Origin of the sequence: Paraburkholderia sp. BR10872, assembly GCF_040965835.1 — a bacterium.
GTDB lineage: Bacteria > Pseudomonadota > Gammaproteobacteria > Burkholderiales > Burkholderiaceae > Paraburkholderia > Paraburkholderia nodosa_A.
The window spans coordinates 64,706-82,518 of the sequence record NZ_JBFRCN010000009.1; the positions used below are offsets into that span (position 1 = coordinate 64,706).

Genomic DNA, 17,813 nt, shown 5'->3' on the forward strand with positions numbered 1-17,813 from the left:
TTATTCAACGTGAGTGGTTGTATCGGCTTGCGCATCGTTGCTGGCATCGCGCGCGGCGCGGCGTTGCGCGAGCCAGCCATGCACCATGCCGAACACGACCGGCACGAACACGAGCGTGGAAAGCGTGCCGACCGCGAGGCCGCCGATCACGGCGCGCCCGAGCGGCGCGTTCTGCTCGCCGCCGTCGCCGAGACCCAGCGCCATCGGCAACATGCCGATCAGCATCGCGAGCGCCGTCATGAGCACCGGGCGAAAGCGGCTGAAACCCGCGTCGAGCGCGGCGGCGAGCGGCTCCATGCCCGCGGCGAGCGACTCCCGCGCCGTGTTGATGACGAGAATGCTGTTGGCCGTGGCGATGCCCATGCAGAGGATCGTGCCCGTGAGCGCCGGCACGCTCAGCGTGGTCTGGGTGACGAACAGCATCCACGCGATGCCGGCGAGCGAGGCCGACAGGCCGCTCACGATGATGAGCGGATCGAGCCACGACTGGAAGTTCACGACCATCAGCAGGTACACGAGCGCGATGGCGAACGCCAGGCCCGCCGCAAGGCCGCTGAACGAGGCGTTCATCGACTGCACCTGGCCGCGCATCACGATCGACGAGCCAGGCGGCAGTTGCGCGCGCGCGGCGTTCACGAGGCGGTTCACATCGGAGGCGACGCCGCCCAGGTCGCGTCCCTGTGTCGACGCGAAGATGTCGAGCACGGGCTGCACGTTGTAGTGCGACACCACGGCTTCCTGCGAGCTGCGCGAGACCGTGCCGAGCGTGCCGAGCTGGTTTTGCGGCGAGAACGTGACGGATTGCGACGTCGTCAGCGGAATATTGGCGAGTGTTTGCAGCGAATGGATATCGTATTGCGGCACCTCGGTCACGAGCGGATAGCTCACGCCGTTCTTCGGATCGAGCCAGAAGTTGGGCGTGGTTTGCGAGCTGCCCGAGAGCGCGATGAGCAGGTTCTGCGCCACGTCGTGCTGCGTGAGGCCCGCTTGCAGGGCCTTCGTGCGATCTACGTCGACGTTGATGGTGGGCTCGTCCCCGGGCTGCTGGATGCGGGCGTCGACGAGGCCGCGCACGCCACGCATCTGGTCGAGCAGATGATTCGCCACGACGCGGTTCTGCGCGAGCTTGTTGCCGACGATCTGCACGTCGATGGGCGCAGGCAGGCCGAAGTTCAGGATCTGGCTCACGATGTCGGCGGGCAGGAACGCGAACGTCACGCCCGGAAACGAGGCGTTGAGCACGTTGCGCAGCTTCGCGACATATTGCGCGGTGGGTTGGTGCTTCGGCGTGAGCGTGATGAGGACGTCTGCGTCTTCGGGGCCGATGGGGTCCGACGAGTCATACGTGAGGTTAATGCCGCTCACCGGCACGCCGATGTTGTCGAGCACCGCGGCCTGTTCGGCGGGCGGAATCACGCTGCGGATTTTCGCTTCGACTTCGTCGGTAATGCGGGCCGTTTCCTCGATGCGCGTGCCGGTAGGCGCGCGCAGGTGCAGGCGGATTTCGCCGGTATCGACAGCGGGGAAGAAGTCGCGGCCGGTGAACGGCACGAGCACGAGCGAGCCGAGGCACAGCGCGAGCCACAGCACCACGAATCGGCGGCGCTGCGCAATCGCCGCCTGAAGCAGCGCGCGATAGCGGTTGCGCACCGCTTCGAAGCGTCGTTCGAAGCCCGCCTGAAAGCGCGTCAACGCACCGGCGATGCCGCGCCTGGGCGCAGCGTCAGGCTTACGCGCGCGCAGCAGATACATGGCGAGCGTGGGAATCAGCGTGCGCGAGAAGAAGTACGACGCGCACATCGCGAACACCACAGCCTCGGCGAGCGGCACGAACAGATACCGCGCCACGCCCGAAAGCAGGAACATCGGCACGAACACGATGCAGATGGAGAGCGTCGAGACGAACGTCGGCACGGCGATCTCGCCGGAGCCGTCGAGAATGGCGTCGTGCAGCGGCGCGCCGCGCTCAAGATGATGCGTGATGTTTTCGATAGCGACGGTGGCGTCGTCAACGAGGATGCCGACCGCAAGCGCGAGGCCGCCGAGGGTCATGATGTTGATGGTCTCGCCGAGCGCCGCGAGCGCGATGAGCGACGTGAGCACGGCGAGCGGAATCGTCACGGCGATGATGAGCGTGGCGCGCCAGCTGCCGAGAAAGAGCAGGATCATCGCGGCGGTGAGGCAAGCCGCAATGAGCGCCTCGCGCACCACGCCCGAGATCGCCGACTTCACGAACACGGACTGATCGGAGAGCGGCGTGATCTTGAGCGCGCTCGGCAGGCCCGCGGCGATCGTCGGCAGCATGGCCTTCACTTGCTGGATGATCGTGAGCGTCGAGGCGCTGCCGGTCTTTTCGACCGTAAGGAGTGCAGCGCGTTTGCCGTCCGCGCGCACGATGTTCGTTTGCGGCGCGTAGCCGTCGATCACGTGCGCGACGTCGCGCACATACACCACGCTGCCGTTCACGGTCTTGATGGGCAGGTCGTTGAGCGCCGCGGCGGTTTGCGTGCTGCCGTTCATCTCCACGTTGTATTCGCGCGAGCCGATCTTCGCCGTGCCGCCGGGCAGGATGAGGTTCTGCGCGTTCACGGCGTTGACGACGTCCGCGGGTGCAAGACCTTTGGCCTGCAACGCTTTCGGATCGAGCTGCACCATGATCTGGCGGATCTTGCCGCCATAGGGCAGCGGCACGGCCGCGCCCTGGACGGTCGCGAGCTGCGTGCGGATGAAGCTGTTGCCGAGGTCGTAAAGCGACTGCTCGGGCAAGGTCGCGCTAGAGAGGCCCAGTTGCAGAACAGGCACGGTGGAGGCGTTGTACGTGATGATGTTCGGCGGCAGCGTGCCGGGCGGCAGCACACGCAGGATCGACGCGGAGTTGGACGCCGCCTCGGCAATCGCGCGGTTGATGTCGGCGCCAGGATGGAAGAACACCTTCACGACCGACACGCCGTTGAGCGACTGGGATTCGATGTGCTCGATGTCGTCCACGTCCGAAGTCAGCGCGCGCTCGTAGTTCGAGGTGATGCGGTGCGCCATGTCCTCGGCGGAGAAGCCGTTGTAGGTCCAGACGATGCTGACCACCGGGATATTGATGTTCGGAAAAATGTCCGTGGGCGTGCGCATGATGGCGAGCGGCCCGAGGATAAAGAGCAGTACGGCCAGCACGATGAACGTGTAAGGCCGTCTGAGAGCCAGTTTGACGATCCACATGACGGGGTCCGGGTTGAGGCGGGAGTGGCGCAAGTATCGGGAGGGCGCGCTTACCCGGTGCTGACCTCGACATTACGGATTTGTCATCTTTGCCGTGCAAGGACGCTAGCCGCCGGGGGCGCGCTGCGCCCAGATAACGAACTCGTAATCAGCAGGTCAGCTTTGGGTCAGCGCCGCGCGACCAGAATGCGTTCAACCTTCGCGACATTGCCGAGGGTGGCTGAGGCGGCATCCCTTCCCGATGCAGCGGCCATTCATTGAGAGGTGAACATCATGAAAGCACTCGTTTCCACATTGCTCGTTGCCTGCGCCCTGGCCGCTCCCGCTGCCGCTTTCGCACAGACTGCCACCCCCGCCGACCCCGCCAACGCGCCGGTCACGCGCGCCCATGTGATCGCCGATCTCGTGCGGTTGGAGCAGGCGGGGTATCGTCCGGTGGCCAAGGACGTCAACTACCCGGATGACATCCAGCACGCGGAGGCGATCGTGGCGCAGGAGCAGGCGCAAAAGAACCAGCAGGCCGCGCCGGGCAGCACGGCGGTCGGCGGCGTGGCGATGACGGGCAGCTCGGACGCGGGTGCGCCGGTCGTGGCCAGCGTCGGCGAGCGGTCGATTTATGCGGGCCACTGAGCGGGCCACTGAGCGAGCCACTGGATGCTCGAACGCGGCGCAGCAGCCCCGGCGATAACGCCGGGCGCCCCCGCGCATTTCGATTCGCTTGAACAAACGTTTGCGCGAACGTAATTCGCCCCATTCGCGCGCAAGAAATCGCTATTCATTTTTATTGAAGCCCCGAACCTACCCTACTAATTACGGCGGCGTTAAATCAGCCGCATCGGCAAATTCCCCACGATACCGCGCGTTTTCACGGCGCTATCTTTCCGGATCACGCAAATTCATAATGCGCTGGTAAGATACGCGCGAATTGGGATGGCCGTTCTCCATTCCGGGCTATTGGCGCGAATCTAGACCACTCGCGCTGCCGGAACAGGAGTCTGCGCCGTCAGGCCGACGGGGAGCGGCCGTCTTGCACTACGAATAGCGCTCCATGTTTAAAAAAGCGCGTACGTTCGGTTCGTGTGTTTAATCGCAAGCGTTTGAGACTCGCGTTTCGCCTTTCTAGCGAATCGTCGTCCGCCGCTTGCTGCTGTTGCGCCTTGCGCAGACGGTCATTCCCCTCGCGGTCTAATCCCGCCGTCATGCCAATCAGGCGTAAAAAACAGTCGCACATACTGGCCGAACCCGTCATGTCCACCCAGTCGACCCACCATCACCGCCTCTTTATGGCGCTGGTCGGTGTCATCAGCGCGGCGCTCAATACGGGCGCGCTCGTGGCGCTGTTGTTGCTGCGCGGACAGACCGGCGATACGCCGTACACGCGGGCGCTGACCGGGGCGTTCGCCGTGGCCGCGTTCGTCGTGTTTGCGCGCTTTCACCTGGTAGCCAGCGCGCGTCATCTCTGGTGGATGCTGGGCCGCGGCGCATGGCGCTGGTGCCGGCTGCCGGTCGCGCTCATGGTGCTGCTGTTCGCGACGCATGGCGATAGCGGCACGACGGCCCTGCGTACGCTGGTCGTCCAGTGGGCCGCCATTGCGCTGCCGCTGCAACTCGTCGGCCTGGCTGTATTGCGCGGCGTGGCCCACAGCGTCAACAACGCGCCCGGCAACCTGCGCCGCGCGGTGTTCTTCGGGATGGGCCGCGAGGCGCGCAAGCTGAACCTGCGCCTGCAGCGTTCGCCGATTCTCGGTATTCACGTGATGGGCTATTACAACGATGCGCCTGCCACGCCGCGTGACGGGGAAACGCTGCCGCCGTATCTCGGCCGCTATGAAGACGCCGCCACGCGCATCCACGCGAACGACTATGAGATCGTGTTCCTCGCGATGGGGCAGGCCGCGATGGCGCGAGCCGACGCAACGCAAGTGAAGGACATCACGGCCGACATCGTGACGCGCCTCTACGATTCGACGGCTGCGATCTATCTCGTGCCCGAGCTGCATTACCTGGAGGACGTCGCGACGACCGGAGCGGACCTGGCCGGCGTGCCGCTGCTGGCACTGCACGACGTGCCGATTCTGGGGCTCTCGCGCATGCTCAAGCGCGTGGTCGACATTGCCGGCGCGGCGTTGCTGCTCGCGCTGCTGTGGCCCGTCATGCTCGCGATCGCGCTGGTGATCCGGCTCGATTCGCCGGGCCCGGTGATGTTCAGGCAGCGCCGCAACGGCGAGCACGGCCGGGCGATCGTCGTGCACAAATTTCGCTCGATGCGCGTCGCGGCGGAGAACGAGGGCGATGCACAAGAGCAGGGCGTGCGCCAGGCCCGCAGCGGCGACGACCGGATCACGGCCGTGGGGCGCTATCTGCGCCGGACTTCGCTCGACGAGTTGCCGCAGCTCTTCAACGTGCTGGGCGGTTCGATGAGTCTCGTGGGTCCGCGTCCGCACGCGGCCGAGCACAACGAAGAGTACCGGCAGCTGATTCCCGGCTACATGCTGCGCCATAGCGTGAAGCCGGGCATTACCGGCTGGGCGCAGATCAACGGGTTGCGCGGCTTGACCGATACGCCCGACAAGATGCAGCGCCGCGTGGAGTACGACCGTTACTACATCACGCACTGGTCGCTGTGGCTCGACCTGCAGATCCTGCTGAAGACGATCCCGTCGATCGTCTCGGGCCGCAATGCGGTTTGAAGCGCGCGCCGCGCGAGACGTGGCCGGACATGAGCCGGCCGCGTCCGCATCGGCGGCCTTACGCCGCGCGCTGCTGCGTGCGCGCCATGCGCCAGTGACGCCACAGGATGGCGAAGAAGCGGCGGTCGTCCACGAGGTAGCGGCGCCACAGGCGCGCGGGGTCCTGTTTGATGCGCCAGCACCATTCGAGGCCGCAGCGCTGCATCCACACGGGGGCGCGTTGCTGCAGGCCGACGGCAAACTCGACGGCCGCCCCGGCGCACAGCATGAGGCCGCCCGGCAGCTTGCTCGCGTGATGCAGGGCCCAGCGTTCCTGCTTGGGCATGCCGAGGCACACGAACACGATATCGGGCGCGGCCGCGCGCACGCGCCCGGCCACCGCATCACCCTCGGGGCCGGTCGGATCGAACGTCATGGAAGGTGCGATCACCTCGACGTCGAGGCCCGGATAGTGCTGCGCGAAGCCATTCAGGAGCGTGGCTTCGTGACCCGGGCGGCCGCCGACTACCACCACTTTCCAGCCGGCTGCGTGGGCGCGCTCGCACAGGGCGGGCAACAGGTCCGCGCCGGTCACGCGTTCCGGCAGCGGCGCGCCGAACAGGCGGCTCGCCCAGACCACGGGCATGCCGTCCGCAAACAGGAAGTCGGCGGTGCGGTAGAGACGATGAAGATCGGGCTGCGTGTCGAGACGCACCACGTGATCGACGTTTGGCGTGACCGCGACACGCGCCCGGCCGTCGCGCTGCAAGGCGGCGGTGCAAAGCACGTCGAGCGCGGTGTCGAACGACACGGCGGCGATGTTGAGGCCGAACAAGGGAATGCTCGGCTTGAAGACACCCCGTGCGGTCGCCTGCGGCGCCGCTGTTATGTAAGGCGTACTCATGTTGTTTTTGTGACCCCGACGTGCGCACACGACGAGAGCCACGCACGGCGCCCGTTGAACCGGCGTCGTGCCACCCCGTCATGCGACGTACGTTATGTTTTTTTCTGGTCTCCTGGCTTTTGCCAAGGCGTTTTGGACTTCAGACGGAATCTTACTGCTGTGTCGGTGCTGCGGGTAATACAACAGTGTTTTTTTAGAGACAAAAATCGGGATGCGTCTGAAATTTCTCTGGTGGCGCCGTTGGTTGCACGCGAGCGATCGGCTACGATCGCCGCGGCCCGTCTTCCCTTTCCCATACGTAACAGACGATGATCACCGACGCCCGTGAGATTCCCGCCGGCACGACGCTGCACGCGGACCTGTGCATCGTGGGGGCCGGCGCCGCCGGCATTGCGCTCGCGCTCGCGCTGGAGAAGAGCGGGCTCGACGTAATCGTGCTGGAAAGCGGCGGCGATGCGCCCGAGCCTGCCACCCAGCAGCTGTACGCGGGCACGGTGGCGAATGCGGCGCTGCATCCGCCGCCGGACAACTACCGCGTGCGGCGCTTCGGCGGCTCGACCACGCTGTGGGGCGGCCGCTGCATGCCGCTCGACGCGCACGACTTCGAGGCGCGCGATTACGTTGCGCACAGCGGCTGGCCGATCGCGTTCGCCGATGTGCTGCGCCACTACCCGCAAGCCAACGCGCTGTGCGAAGCGGGCGAATTCGCCTATACGGCCGAAGGCGCGTTCGCGGCGCCCCCGCGCCCGATGATCGGCGGCTTTGCCAGCGACGTGTTTTCGACGCACACGCTCGAGCGCTTCAGCTGCCCGACCGATTTCGGTCAGCGTTACCGGGCGCGCCTGGCGAAAGGCGGCGTGCGTGTGCTCCAGCATGCGAACCTGTGCCGCCTGCCGATGCTGGCGGGTTCGACGCGGCGTGTCGGCGCAGCTCAGGTACGCGTGCTCAATGCGAAGGACGCGACGGGCGGCGCGACGTTCGCGGTGGCCGCACGCGCCTACGTGCTCGCGGCCGGCGGTCTCGAAGTGCCACGCCTGTTGCTCAACAGCCCCGGGCCGAGCGGCGGGGGGCTCGGCAACGCCCACGACGCGGTGGGCCGCTATTACATGAGCCATCTCGCGGGCACGATCGGCACGCTCGATCTCGCGGCGGCGCAGTCCGTGTGGCACGGCTACGAGGTGACGGAAGAGGGCATCTATTGCCGCCGCCGCCTCGCGCTGCGCCCGGAACAGCAAGACGCGCTGCGCGCGGGCAACTTCATTGCGCGCCTGCATCATCCGCGCATTCCGGACGCCGGACACGGCAACGGCATCCTCTCCGCGCTGTATCTCGCGCGCGGCATCGTGCCCTACGAATACGCGAAGCGCCTCTACGACGGCACACCCGAAGGCTATGCGGGCTCCACGCTCGCGCACGCGAAAAACGTCGTTGCGGACGCGCCGAACACGGCGCGTTTCCTGTGGCACTGGCTGCAGCGGCGCACGCTGGCCGCGCGCAAGTTCCCCTCGGTGATCGTGCGGCCTGCGAATCTGCGTTTCTCGCTCGACTTCCATGCGGAGCAGGAGCCCAATCCGGCGAGCCGCGTCACGCTCGGCGATGAAACCGATGCACTCGGCCTGCGCCGCATTCATGTGGACTGGCGCTACACGCAGCAGGACGTCGCGACCGTGAGCCGCGCGCTCGCCGCACTTGCGCACGAAGTCGAGCGCGCGGGCGTGGGCCGTTTCACCTACGACCCCGCGCAGGTCGAGGCCGAAATGACGCGCTACGGAGCCTATGGCGGCCATCACATCGGCACGGCGCGCATGGGGCGCGATGCGCGCACGAGCGTGGTCGATGCCGACTGCCGGCTGCACGAAGCGGACAACGTCTATGTGACGGGCGCCGCGGTGTTCCCGACTTCGGGCCAGGCGAATCCGACCTTGACCATCGTCGCGCTCGCACTGCGGCTCGCCGAACACCTCAAGGGCGCCGCCGATCTCGGCGCGCTGCCCGTTCCAATCGCAAACCCTTCCGAACCCGCGTAATGAAAGCCCGTATTCTCGTTCTTGGCGCGACCGGCTTCGTCGGCCGCCATCTGGTGAAAGCGTTGAGCCGTACCGAATGGGCCGAGCCGGTGGCCGCCTCGCGCAGGGAAGGAAGCGGCTTGCGCAGTGTCGATGCCGCGGACCCCGCGTCGCTCGCCGCCGCGCTGGCCGACGTGCACGGCGTGGTCAACTGCGTGGCGGGTGCGCCGGCGACGATCGTCGCGAATGCGCGCGCGCTGGCGGCCGCGCTGGCGGCACGCGGTGCGCCGCTGCCCGTGGTCCACTTCAGTTCGATGGCGGTGTACGGCGCCGCCGAAGGCCGTATCGACGAAGCGGCGGCGCTCGACGCCGTGAGCCCCTATGGCCATGCGAAGGTCGAGTCGGAACGACTGCTCGCTGCGCTGCCCGCGCTCACGATACTGCGCCCGGGTTGCATCTACGGAGGCGGCAGTCCGCAGTGGTCGGCGCGCATTGCGCAGCTGCTGTGCGCGCGGCGCCTGGGTGACCTCGGCGCCGCCGGCGACGGTTGCAGTAATCTCGTCCACATCGACGACGTCGTGCAGGCGGCGCTGGCTGCGCTGCGCACGCCGGCTTCGGGCGCTCAGGCCTACAACCTCGCGATGGCCGAGGCGCCGCGCTGGAATGAATACTTCGTCGCCTACGCGCGAATTTTGGGGGCGACGCCCGTGGAGCGGATCGGTGCGCGGCGTCTTGCACTCGAAACGAAGCTGTGGGCGCCTGCGCTGAAGATTGCCGGGATCGCGGGGCGCAAACTGGGTGGCGTGAAGGTGCCTCCGCCGCTGCCGCCTTCGCTCGCGCGGCTGTGGCAACAGGACATCCGGCTCGACGCGCGCCGCGCGGAACAGGCATTCGGGATGACGTGGACGCCGTGGCGCGTCGCGCTGCAGGCCGAAGCGTTCATGGCGGCGTCGTCGCGCGCCGACTGAACCGGTCGGGTTAGGCGGGGTTTCGGCGCGTCGAAGGCTTCGGCTTCGACCCATCACTATAATTCGGAGTCCTGCGGATAAATTTTGGGACTTCAGTCGCTTCGACCATCGTACCCTCATCGCTACGCTTTAGTGGTGCCGGATCGCGCTTCGACAGCTATTCAGCGGCGGCGTAAAAATGCGCGCGTTGCGCTCGTCAAATCAGCGAATTGAGGCCATAAAAAAGGCCTGTTCGCGACGCAGACGTGCGCGCACGGCCCATAGAATTTGATCGTAGATCCACTCACGCAGCGTCAGGCGATCGATACCTGTCGGATCGCTCCCCCACATCGGATTTCCGGTTAATTCAGCATGACACGGCTTGCACGGCACTACGTCCCAGAACAACCGCAGCACGTTATCTTGCAGGGGCTCAAAGGGCCCGCATTCCTCGACGAAGGAGACTACCTTTACTTCCTCGCCTGCCTCGCGGACGCCGCGCGCGTCGCCGATCTGGCAGTCCACGCGTGGGTGCTGATGCCCGACGCGGTGCAGTTCCTCGTCACGCCTTCATACGAGTCGAGCGTAGCCATGGCGATGCAGGCGGTTTGCCGTCGCTATGTCGAGACATTCAACCGCCGCCATGGACGCCGCGGTGCGATGTGGCGTGGCGAGTACCGGGCAACCGTGATCGAACCCGACCGCTATTTCCTGCTCGCGAGCCAGGTCATCGATCATGCGCCGGTGCGCAACCGCCTCGTGGCCGAGCCGGGCAACTATCCGTGGTCGAGCTACACGCACCACGTCGGGCTGCGTGTCGACAGGTTCGTCAAGGATCATCCGCTCTATCGCGCGCTCGGCGATACGCCGTTCGAACGGCACGAGTCTTACCGCGACCTGGGCGCACAGCCTCTCGACGAAGCCGAGGTCAATAACCTGATGCGGGCGACGCTCGAGGGCTGGGTGCTCGGCAGCGCCGCCTATTGCGAATGGGCGGCGCAGACAGCCAACCGGCGCTTGATGCCGTTGCTGCTGCGCGACCGGCCGAGCAAGGTTCGCACGGCCAGCGCCCACGCATGACGAGGGACGGTGGGCTAGCCGCACAGCGGGGGCGGTCGTTCGTCCTGATGGGTCGATCGTCTACGAGATCCATCCGGACGGGGATCGTTCGCCGGCCATCCGCGCACGGCGTACCTGGGTCCTGGCTACGAATACTGGCACAACATGTATGGCACGCCGGCTTCCGAACAACCCGGCACGACGCAGACATCCGTGCCGATGTTCGGGGCCGAAATCCACTTCCAGGCAGCGGTGACGGTCATCGCCAGCCGCAGTGCGGGCTGCCGATGACCGCGGATAACGAAGCCGTGTCGCCTGACGGCTAGCCGCCGAGCGCAATGATCGCCATCGTCAGCACGATCCCAAGCAGCATCATCGCGAAGCCCGCTTTCATCGCGCCCGCGCCGGTGTAGCGTCCGAGCGCGAAACCGGCGGCGAAGAGCATCGCGAGCGTGAGTATGCGTGAGATGACGAGCGCCGCTATGTGATCCCTCACGAGGATAAAGGGCAGGGCAACCGGGAACGTCGATACGACCACCAGCAGAAAAACGCTCACTGCCCCAAGAAAGTCATCGCGCTTGAAATGCGCGCGAGGTGGCAGCGTAGGCGCCGCGGCGAGGCGCGCGCGAATCAGCTCGAGTTCTTCGTCGTCGACGAGCGGTTCCAGCGCCGTCGGCAATGCGTCGCGCAACGCCCGCACGGCCGCGGCGCGGTCTGGTTCGCGTTTCACGGTCAGGGCGAGTGTCAGGCGCTGTCCGCGATCCGCGAGCGTGCGGACGAGATACATCACGGCGTCTGCGAGGCCCCAGGCGAGATTGCATCCGAGGGCGGCCAGGAACAGTTTGCGGCCGGCGTCCTCGCCCGCTGTGACCGCCTTGACGGCGCCGACGAAAGTCAACGCCATGAACAGGCCAAAGCACAGTTCGGTCACGCGCTCGACGGTGTTGAGTACGGGCTCGCGCTTTTCGGCCGCGTTTTGCTGTGTCGGGGTAGTGGTATTCATATGGCCTCTTGCAAAAAGTAGATAAGCGCTCAGGGCGTTCTCTGTCCAGGGTGCCTACTGGCAGACGATACGTCATCGCGCGCAATGGCATGCTGCGCCTCCCACCACGCGGCTAGCGCCTGTTCGAGATTGAGAAACATGCGCTCGTGTCCAAGCACGCTGCCGAGCGGCGCCTTCTCGAGCACGGCAAAGACATCGGGATTGAGGCCCACGACCCAGACTTCGATTCCACTCTCGCGACACTTCTTCTCGGCCTCGGTCAGCATCTTCAATGCTGTGTACTCCACATCGAATACGGCCCGCATATCGAGCGCCATGACCCTGGGGCGCGTCTGGGCGAGGAGCGGCATGATCTTGTGCACGATGTTGGAGGCGTTGAGAAAGAAAATTCGTCCCTCGGGCCGCAGGAGCAGCAGTCCGGGAAAGTCCTCGTCGTCCGGATGCTCGTCCGATACCGGACGGAATACGTTCGTGCCGCGTTTGCGCCGCAGTACGTACACAGGGGGATCGGACACCTGATGGGCGAGTGCCACCAGCGATACGACGATGGCGATCAGGATGCCTTGCAGCGTGCCGAGCAGCACGACGCCCACCAGCGCCACGACCGCCCAGACAAACTCGGTGCGCCGGATGGCGAGGATCGCGCGGAAGTCCTCCGGATTGAGCAGGCCGATCGAATAGACGATCACCACGGCAGCGAGCGTGGCATGCGGCATGAGTCCGATGACGGGCGCGAGCAGCACCATGGTGCCGAGCGTCACGGCCGCGGTGGCGAGTTCGGCCAGTTGCGAGTGCGCACCGGCCAGCCGGTTGACGGCCGTCTGGGTCGTCCCGCCGCCCGCGGGCATCGAGCCGAACAGCGCGCCCAACGTATTGCCCAGGCCCGTCGCCAGCAGTTCCCGGTTCGGCAGCGGAACGGGCTCCCCGCTGAGCGCGAATGCGCGCCCTGAAGCAATCGTTTCGGTAAAACTCATCAGGGCAATACCCACCGCCGCCGGCCAGAGCGCGTCGATCAGGGAAAGATCCGGCATCACGAACGAAGGCAATCCGGTCGGGATCTCGCCGACGATCTCCACGCCGTACCGCTGCACGCCGGCGAAAGCGACACACGCTATGCCGAGCGCCACGGCAATGAGCGGGGCGGGGGACTTCGGATACCAGTGTTCGAGCGCGACCAGCACGGCGATCGTCAGTGCGCCCATGGCAACCGTCGACATCGACGCATGGGGAAGCCCGGCAGCGAGCGCATATACGTTATGAAAGAACGATCCTTTCACGACGTGAATGCCAATCAGTTTCGGCAGTTGATCGAGCACGATGACGATGGCGATGCCGGCCTTGAAGCCCGTCAACACGGGCTCGGAAATGAAGTTCGCGACAAACCCCAGCCTGAGCAAGGCCGCGAGAACGAGGAAGAGGCCGACGAGCAGCGTGAGTGTGGCGGTCGCGATGACCAGTTGGGCGGTGTTGCCATCGGGCGCAACCTGACCGAGCGCGGCCGCGCTCAGAATGGCCAGCGTCGCGCTGGTGCTGACGCTCAGTGGCCTTGACGTACCGAAGAGCGCGTAGATCACCATCGGCACGAACGCCGTGTAGAGCCCGGTCTCGACGGGCAGTCCGGCAACGCTCGCGTAAGCCATCGCTTTCGGCAACACGACAGCCGCCGCCGTGACGCCCGCAACGATGTCGGGTTTGATCCACGATGTCCGGTAGTCGCGTACCCATTCGAGAACGGGAAGACGAAAGCCGGATTTGCGGTGCGACGCGGGCTGATCGCGCATGATGCTGTGGCCTCCAGGGGCAGAAACACGACCGACGCACATCTACGTCGAATGTCTCACCGTTACTTCCCCGTGGGCTACTGCATTCAACATGCTGAAGCGGAAATTTGACGAATCCCATGTTGTTGATCAAGCGTCAATCGGACTTTGGTCCTACTGCTGCAAGGGCAATCGTTACGGCGGGGTATGGGCCGATGGTCCTATAGAGAAAGCACGCGAGCGGCTGCACGATTCAGTTCGTGCAGACGGAATCGTCGCCGGCCCGGCGCGGCGCCGTAACGAACCTGTCACGTGCGTCTGCCAGTGTCTGGAGAGATAGCAGTCATGCCGGCCTTTACGGCTACGCGCGCGACTGCCCAGCATATTCGTAAGCATTCCTTTCATTCAATCGAGGCGGCGGAGGTGGCTTTTGCCACCCCTTCGCGGACCAGAAGGTGATGCCATGACCGACCTAGCCAATCAATATGCGCGTTGCCAGGAGATCGGCGGCAAAGTTGCCCGGCTCCTCGCCAGGCGATCGGAACTAGCGCAAACCCAATTCAGTCAGCGTTTAGCGGATGCGACTGGGCGGCTGGCCGAAAGCGACAAACCCGCTTCGGCGAGCCCAGCATGGGCAACCGCGCTGGACCCCTGGGCCGGCTACCGCTACGCGGTGGATGTCGCCGAGCGGTCCGTGCTCTTCTGGGACACCCTGCGCCAGCGCGGCAATGGCTTCGTCGAGCAGGCCCGCAACGGTCTTCGGCCGGTCCTCCATTTCGGCCACGAACTCGTGATCGACGGCCGGAAGCTGGCGCGGCCGGTCAACTACGCGCTGGTGCGCCTGCTGCCGCCCGACGGTGTGGTCATCGACGTTAGCAAGCGTCCTTATGTGATCATCGACCCGCGTGCGGGCCACGGTCCGGGCATCGGCGGCTTCAAGGACGATTCACAGGCCGGTGTTGCGCTCAAGGCGGGCCACTCCGTGTATTTCGTCATCTTCTTTCGCGATCCGGAGCCTGGCCAGACCCTGCTCGATGTCTGTGCGGCGGAAGCGCAATTCGTCAAGAAGGTGTGCGAACTGCACCCGGACAGCCCGAAGCCGGCGATCGTCGGCAACTGCCAGGGCGGCTGGGCCGCCATGATGCTCGCGAGTTCCGACCCGGACCATACGGGGCCGCTCGTCATCAACGGCGCGCCGATGTCCTACTGGAGCGGCGCGTGGAGCGAAGGCGAGGGCGACAACCCCATGCGCTATTCCGGCGGCATGCTGGGCGGGACCTGGCTCGCCTCGCTGACGGCCGATCTCGGCAACGGAAAGTTCGACGGCGCCCATCTCGTGCAGAACTTCGAGAATCTCAATCCCGCCAACAGCCTATGGGACAAGTACTACCACCTGTTCGACAACGCCGATACCGAGCCGCCGCGCTTCCTCGACTTCGAGCGCTGGTGGGGCGGCTATTACCTGATGAACCGCGAGGAGATCGAGTGGATCACGCGCAACCTGTTCGTCGGTAACACGCTCTGGTCGGGCGAAGTTCGAGGTCTCAACGGGACGGCATTCGATCTGCGGGAAATCAAGTCGCCGATCATTCTGTTCGCTTCGCTGGGCGACAACATCACGCCGCCCCAACAGGCATTCAACTGGGTCGCCGACATTTACGGCAGCACGGAAGAAATCAAGGCGCGCGGTCAGGTGATCGTAGGACTCGTGCACCAGAGCATCGGCCACCTCGGCATTTTCGTTTCGGGCAAGGTCGCGAAGAAGGAGCATCAGCAGATCGCCTCCGTGCTCGAAGCGATCGAAGCGTTCCCGCCTGGTCTTTACGGCATGGAGATTGCCGAGCGTCGGGGCGAAGACGGAGAACCGGCATACGACGTGTCATTCCGCGAGTATCGGCTCGAAGAGATTGCCGCGCGCCTGAACCGCTTCGAGCGTAGCGACGAACAGCCGTTCGAGGCCGTCAAGCGCGTATCGGAGTTGAACCAGCGTGCGTACGAGCTGTTCCTGCAACCGTGGGTACGGATGTGGTCGAACGAAACGACAGCGAATCTGCAGCGGCAGTTTCATCCGCTTCGCGCGCAGCGCTGGGCGCTTTCGGATCTGAATCCGTGGCTCGCCTGGCTTGGGCCTGCTGCCGAGGCAGTCAGGGCAAAGCGGCATGCCGAAGTCCACGAAGAGACGCCGTTGAGGGAGTTCGAGCACTACGGTTCGGAGATGTTCAGTGCATCGCTCGACTTCTATCGCGCGATGCGCGACGCCATGACGGAGAGCGCGTTCTTTTCCTTCTACGGTAACCTGTACACCGTCGAACACGGTGAAGAGGCGCAAGCCAGACCCGCCGTGGCGGCCGGAGACCCCCGCGATCTGCCCTACGTGAGGGACGCGTTGGCGTCGATGGCCGAAGGCGGCTACACGGAGGCGCTGGCTCGCGCCGCCTGCCTGCTCGCGCGCCGGGGCGAGCCGCTCCCGCTCGCGCGGCTTGCCCTGCGCCACGAACTCGCGAAGGACTACGCCGCTTATTTGCCTCAGCTGCCGGGCGACCAATGGCGGCGCGTGCGCGGCGAGCAGGAAATCATCGTGCGTTACGAGCCGGAACAGGCGCTCGCCACGCTGCCGCATCTGCTGGCCGACCCGCAAGACCGGGAGAAGCTGCTTGAACTGGCCGAGAAGCTGCTGGACGACAAGCGCGTGCAGGAAGCCGGGCCGACCGCTGCCCAGCTCAGCATGCTCGACAAGATCCGTTCGTCGCTGCCGCTGGAACGCACACCGGCGGTAAGCACAGTCGGAGCCATGCATGAGGTTCCCGAGGCGCCGCCCACTCGCGTGGCGCCCGATCTCAAGGAGGCGTCGTGAATCGCGAATACGAAGAGTATGAGCGGCTTGTCCGCGGTCCGTCGTTGCTCGCCGGCGCGCGGGCGATAGGGTAGAACGATGGCCGACGTCATCCTCGTTCTCAATGCCGGTTCGTCGAGCATCAAGTTCAGCGCGTTCAATGCGCAGCCGGACGATCTGCCGCTTGTCATGCACGGCCAGATCGAAGGCCTGCTGTCGGCGCCGCGTTTCGTCGCGTTCGATGGGAAAAGCGTGCTGACAGGGAGTCACGATTGGGGCAATCAACCCCTCGGGCATGATGAGGCCGTTGCTCACATCGCCCAGTTCCTGCGCAGCCATCGCGACGGCAACCGCGTGGTCGCCGTCGGGCATCGCGTGGTGCATGGCGGCCGCGAGTTCTCGAAGCCCGTGGCCGTCACACCCGCTGTGCTGGACGCACTCGACAAGCTCGCGCCCCTCGCGCCGCTCCATCAGCCACATAACCTGAAGCCGATTCGTGTCATCGCCGGACGCGATCCTGAGCTGCCGCAAGTCGCCTGTTTCGACACGGCGTTTCATGCGACACAGCCTGCGCTTGCCTCGACGTTTGCGCTGCCGGCAGCGTTGACGGAGCAAGGCGTGCGGCGCTACGGCTTCCACGGGCTGTCCTATGAGTACATCGCCAGCACGCTGCCCCATGTCGCTCCTGACGCAGCGAAAGGCCGCACCGTCGTCGCGCATCTCGGCAATGGCGCGAGCATGTGTGCGATGGACGCGGGCAGGAGTGTGGCGAGCACGATGGGCTTCACCGCGCTCGATGGGCTGCCCATGGGCACGCGCAGCGGCAATCTCGATCCCGGCGCGATTCTTTACCTGCTAGACGAACTGAAAATGGATACGCGCGGCGTCGAGGACCTGCTGTACCGCCGTTCGGGTCTGCTTGGGGTATCGGGTATTTCGGGCGACATGCGTACGCTGCTGGCGAGCCACGACGCGCGCGCCGCCTTCGCCGTCGAGTTGTACGCGTATCGCATCGGACGCGAACTGGGATCGCTCGCCGCCGCGCTGCAGGGGCTCGACGCGCTGGTCTTCACCGCGGGCATCGGCGAGCACTCGCCGGAGATCCGGCGGCGGGCCTGCGAACAGGCTCGCTGGTGCGGAGTGGAAATCGACAGCAGGGCGAACGAAGCGGGCGGCCCCTGTATCAGCACGGCGTCGAGCAAGGTCTCGGTCTGGGTGATACCGACCAACGAAGAACTCATGATTGCGCGCCACACGCGTGAAGTAACGGGCGTTGCGTGACACTGCCCGTTGCGAGGGAGAGGACGGATGAGCCAGAGCGTTCAACATCCGGGTTTTGCAGCGGCCATGGACATTTCATGCCGCGTTGAGTGAATTTTTTGTGACGCGGCTTTCGTCGCGCCGCCCGAGCGCGCCGTAGCA

The 17,813-nt window shown here is 65.5% G+C and carries 11 protein-coding genes; 7 read left to right on the forward strand and 4 right to left on the reverse strand.

What is annotated here, in order from left to right; genetic code table 11:
- Nucleotides 1-3,210, reverse strand: coding sequence for an efflux RND transporter permease subunit (locus tag AB4Y43_RS10015; RefSeq protein ID WP_368727722.1), 3,210 nt, complete (start codon nt 3,208-3,210; stop codon nt 1-3).
- A 273-nt stretch (nt 3,211-3,483) separates the two neighbouring features.
- Here AB4Y43_RS10015 and AB4Y43_RS10020 point away from each other — a divergent pair, with 273 nt between their 5' ends.
- On the forward strand, nt 3,484-3,840 hold the full coding sequence (locus AB4Y43_RS10020) for a DUF4148 domain-containing protein (RefSeq protein ID WP_368727723.1): 357 nt from the start codon (nt 3,484-3,486) through the stop codon (nt 3,838-3,840).
- 617 nt (nt 3,841-4,457) lie between these two features.
- Nucleotides 4,458-5,900, forward strand: a complete 1,443-nt coding sequence (locus AB4Y43_RS10025) for an undecaprenyl-phosphate glucose phosphotransferase (protein ID WP_368727724.1) — start codon at nt 4,458-4,460, stop codon at nt 5,898-5,900.
- 58 nt (nt 5,901-5,958) lie between these two features.
- Here AB4Y43_RS10025 and AB4Y43_RS10030 read toward each other — a convergent pair whose 3' ends face one another.
- On the reverse strand, nt 5,959-6,783 hold the full coding sequence (locus AB4Y43_RS10030; RefSeq protein ID WP_342948703.1) for a WecB/TagA/CpsF family glycosyltransferase: 825 nt from the start codon (nt 6,781-6,783) through the stop codon (nt 5,959-5,961).
- 308 nt (nt 6,784-7,091) lie between these two features.
- On the opposite strand from AB4Y43_RS10030, the gene AB4Y43_RS10035 reads away from it, so the two are divergent.
- The 3 genes from AB4Y43_RS10035 (at nt 7,092) to AB4Y43_RS10045 (ending at nt 10,816) form a co-directional block, all read left to right on the forward strand.
- A complete protein-coding gene (locus AB4Y43_RS10035) occupies nt 7,092-8,810 on the forward strand; it encodes an FAD-dependent oxidoreductase (protein WP_368727725.1) in 1,719 nt (572 codons plus the stop codon).
- Nucleotides 8,810-9,757 (forward strand): NAD-dependent epimerase/dehydratase family protein, encoded by a 948-nt coding sequence (locus AB4Y43_RS10040; RefSeq protein WP_368727726.1) that lies wholly within the window; start codon nt 8,810-8,812, stop codon nt 9,755-9,757. Before AB4Y43_RS10035 ends, AB4Y43_RS10040 begins: the two co-directional genes overlap by 1 nt.
- Nucleotides 9,758-10,108: 351 nt before the next feature.
- Nucleotides 10,109-10,816, forward strand: a complete 708-nt coding sequence (locus AB4Y43_RS10045; RefSeq protein ID WP_368618214.1) for a transposase — start codon at nt 10,109-10,111, stop codon at nt 10,814-10,816.
- A 301-nt stretch (nt 10,817-11,117) separates the two neighbouring features.
- Here AB4Y43_RS10045 and AB4Y43_RS10050 read toward each other — a convergent pair whose 3' ends face one another.
- Both AB4Y43_RS10050 and AB4Y43_RS10055 read right to left on the reverse strand, forming a co-directional pair.
- A complete protein-coding gene (locus AB4Y43_RS10050; RefSeq protein WP_342948708.1) occupies nt 11,118-11,798 on the reverse strand; it encodes a VIT1/CCC1 transporter family protein in 681 nt (226 codons plus the stop codon).
- Nucleotides 11,799-11,827: 29 nt separating this feature from the next.
- Nucleotides 11,828-13,579: a SulP family inorganic anion transporter gene (locus AB4Y43_RS10055; protein WP_342948709.1), complete on the reverse strand. Its 1,752-nt coding sequence runs from the start codon at nt 13,577-13,579 to the stop codon at nt 11,828-11,830.
- Nucleotides 13,580-14,021: 442 nt separating this feature from the next.
- On the opposite strand from AB4Y43_RS10055, the gene AB4Y43_RS10060 reads away from it, so the two are divergent.
- Both AB4Y43_RS10060 and AB4Y43_RS10065 read left to right on the forward strand, forming a co-directional pair.
- Nucleotides 14,022-16,412 (forward strand): DUF3141 domain-containing protein, encoded by a 2,391-nt coding sequence (locus AB4Y43_RS10060; protein ID WP_368727727.1) that lies wholly within the window; start codon nt 14,022-14,024, stop codon nt 16,410-16,412.
- 78 nt (nt 16,413-16,490) lie between these two features.
- Complete coding sequence (locus AB4Y43_RS10065; protein WP_069263399.1) at nt 16,491-17,672, forward strand: acetate/propionate family kinase; 1,182 nt, start codon at nt 16,491-16,493, stop codon at nt 17,670-17,672.
- Nucleotides 17,673-17,813: the final 141 nt, after the last annotated feature.

Coding starts and splice junctions, on each gene's coding strand:
- AB4Y43_RS10045 (WP_368618214.1), top strand. CDS start 10,109: ATGACACGGCTTGCACGGCACTACGTCCCAGAACAACCGCAGCACGTT.
- AB4Y43_RS10020 (WP_368727723.1), top strand. CDS start 3,484: ATGAAAGCACTCGTTTCCACATTGCTCGTTGCCTGCGCCCTGGCCGCT.
- AB4Y43_RS10065 (WP_069263399.1), top strand. CDS start 16,491: ATGGCCGACGTCATCCTCGTTCTCAATGCCGGTTCGTCGAGCATCAAG.
- AB4Y43_RS10035 (WP_368727725.1), top strand. CDS start 7,092: ATGATCACCGACGCCCGTGAGATTCCCGCCGGCACGACGCTGCACGCG.
- AB4Y43_RS10040 (WP_368727726.1), top strand. CDS start 8,810: ATGAAAGCCCGTATTCTCGTTCTTGGCGCGACCGGCTTCGTCGGCCGC.
- AB4Y43_RS10060 (WP_368727727.1), top strand. CDS start 14,022: ATGACCGACCTAGCCAATCAATATGCGCGTTGCCAGGAGATCGGCGGC.
- AB4Y43_RS10015 (WP_368727722.1), bottom strand. CDS start 3,210: ATGTGGATCGTCAAACTGGCTCTCAGACGGCCTTACACGTTCATCGTG.
- AB4Y43_RS10025 (WP_368727724.1), top strand. CDS start 4,458: ATGTCCACCCAGTCGACCCACCATCACCGCCTCTTTATGGCGCTGGTC.
- AB4Y43_RS10055 (WP_342948709.1), bottom strand. CDS start 13,579: ATGCGCGATCAGCCCGCGTCGCACCGCAAATCCGGCTTTCGTCTTCCC.
- AB4Y43_RS10050 (WP_342948708.1), bottom strand. CDS start 11,798: ATGAATACCACTACCCCGACACAGCAAAACGCGGCCGAAAAGCGCGAG.
- AB4Y43_RS10030 (WP_342948703.1), bottom strand. CDS start 6,783: ATGAGTACGCCTTACATAACAGCGGCGCCGCAGGCGACCGCACGGGGT.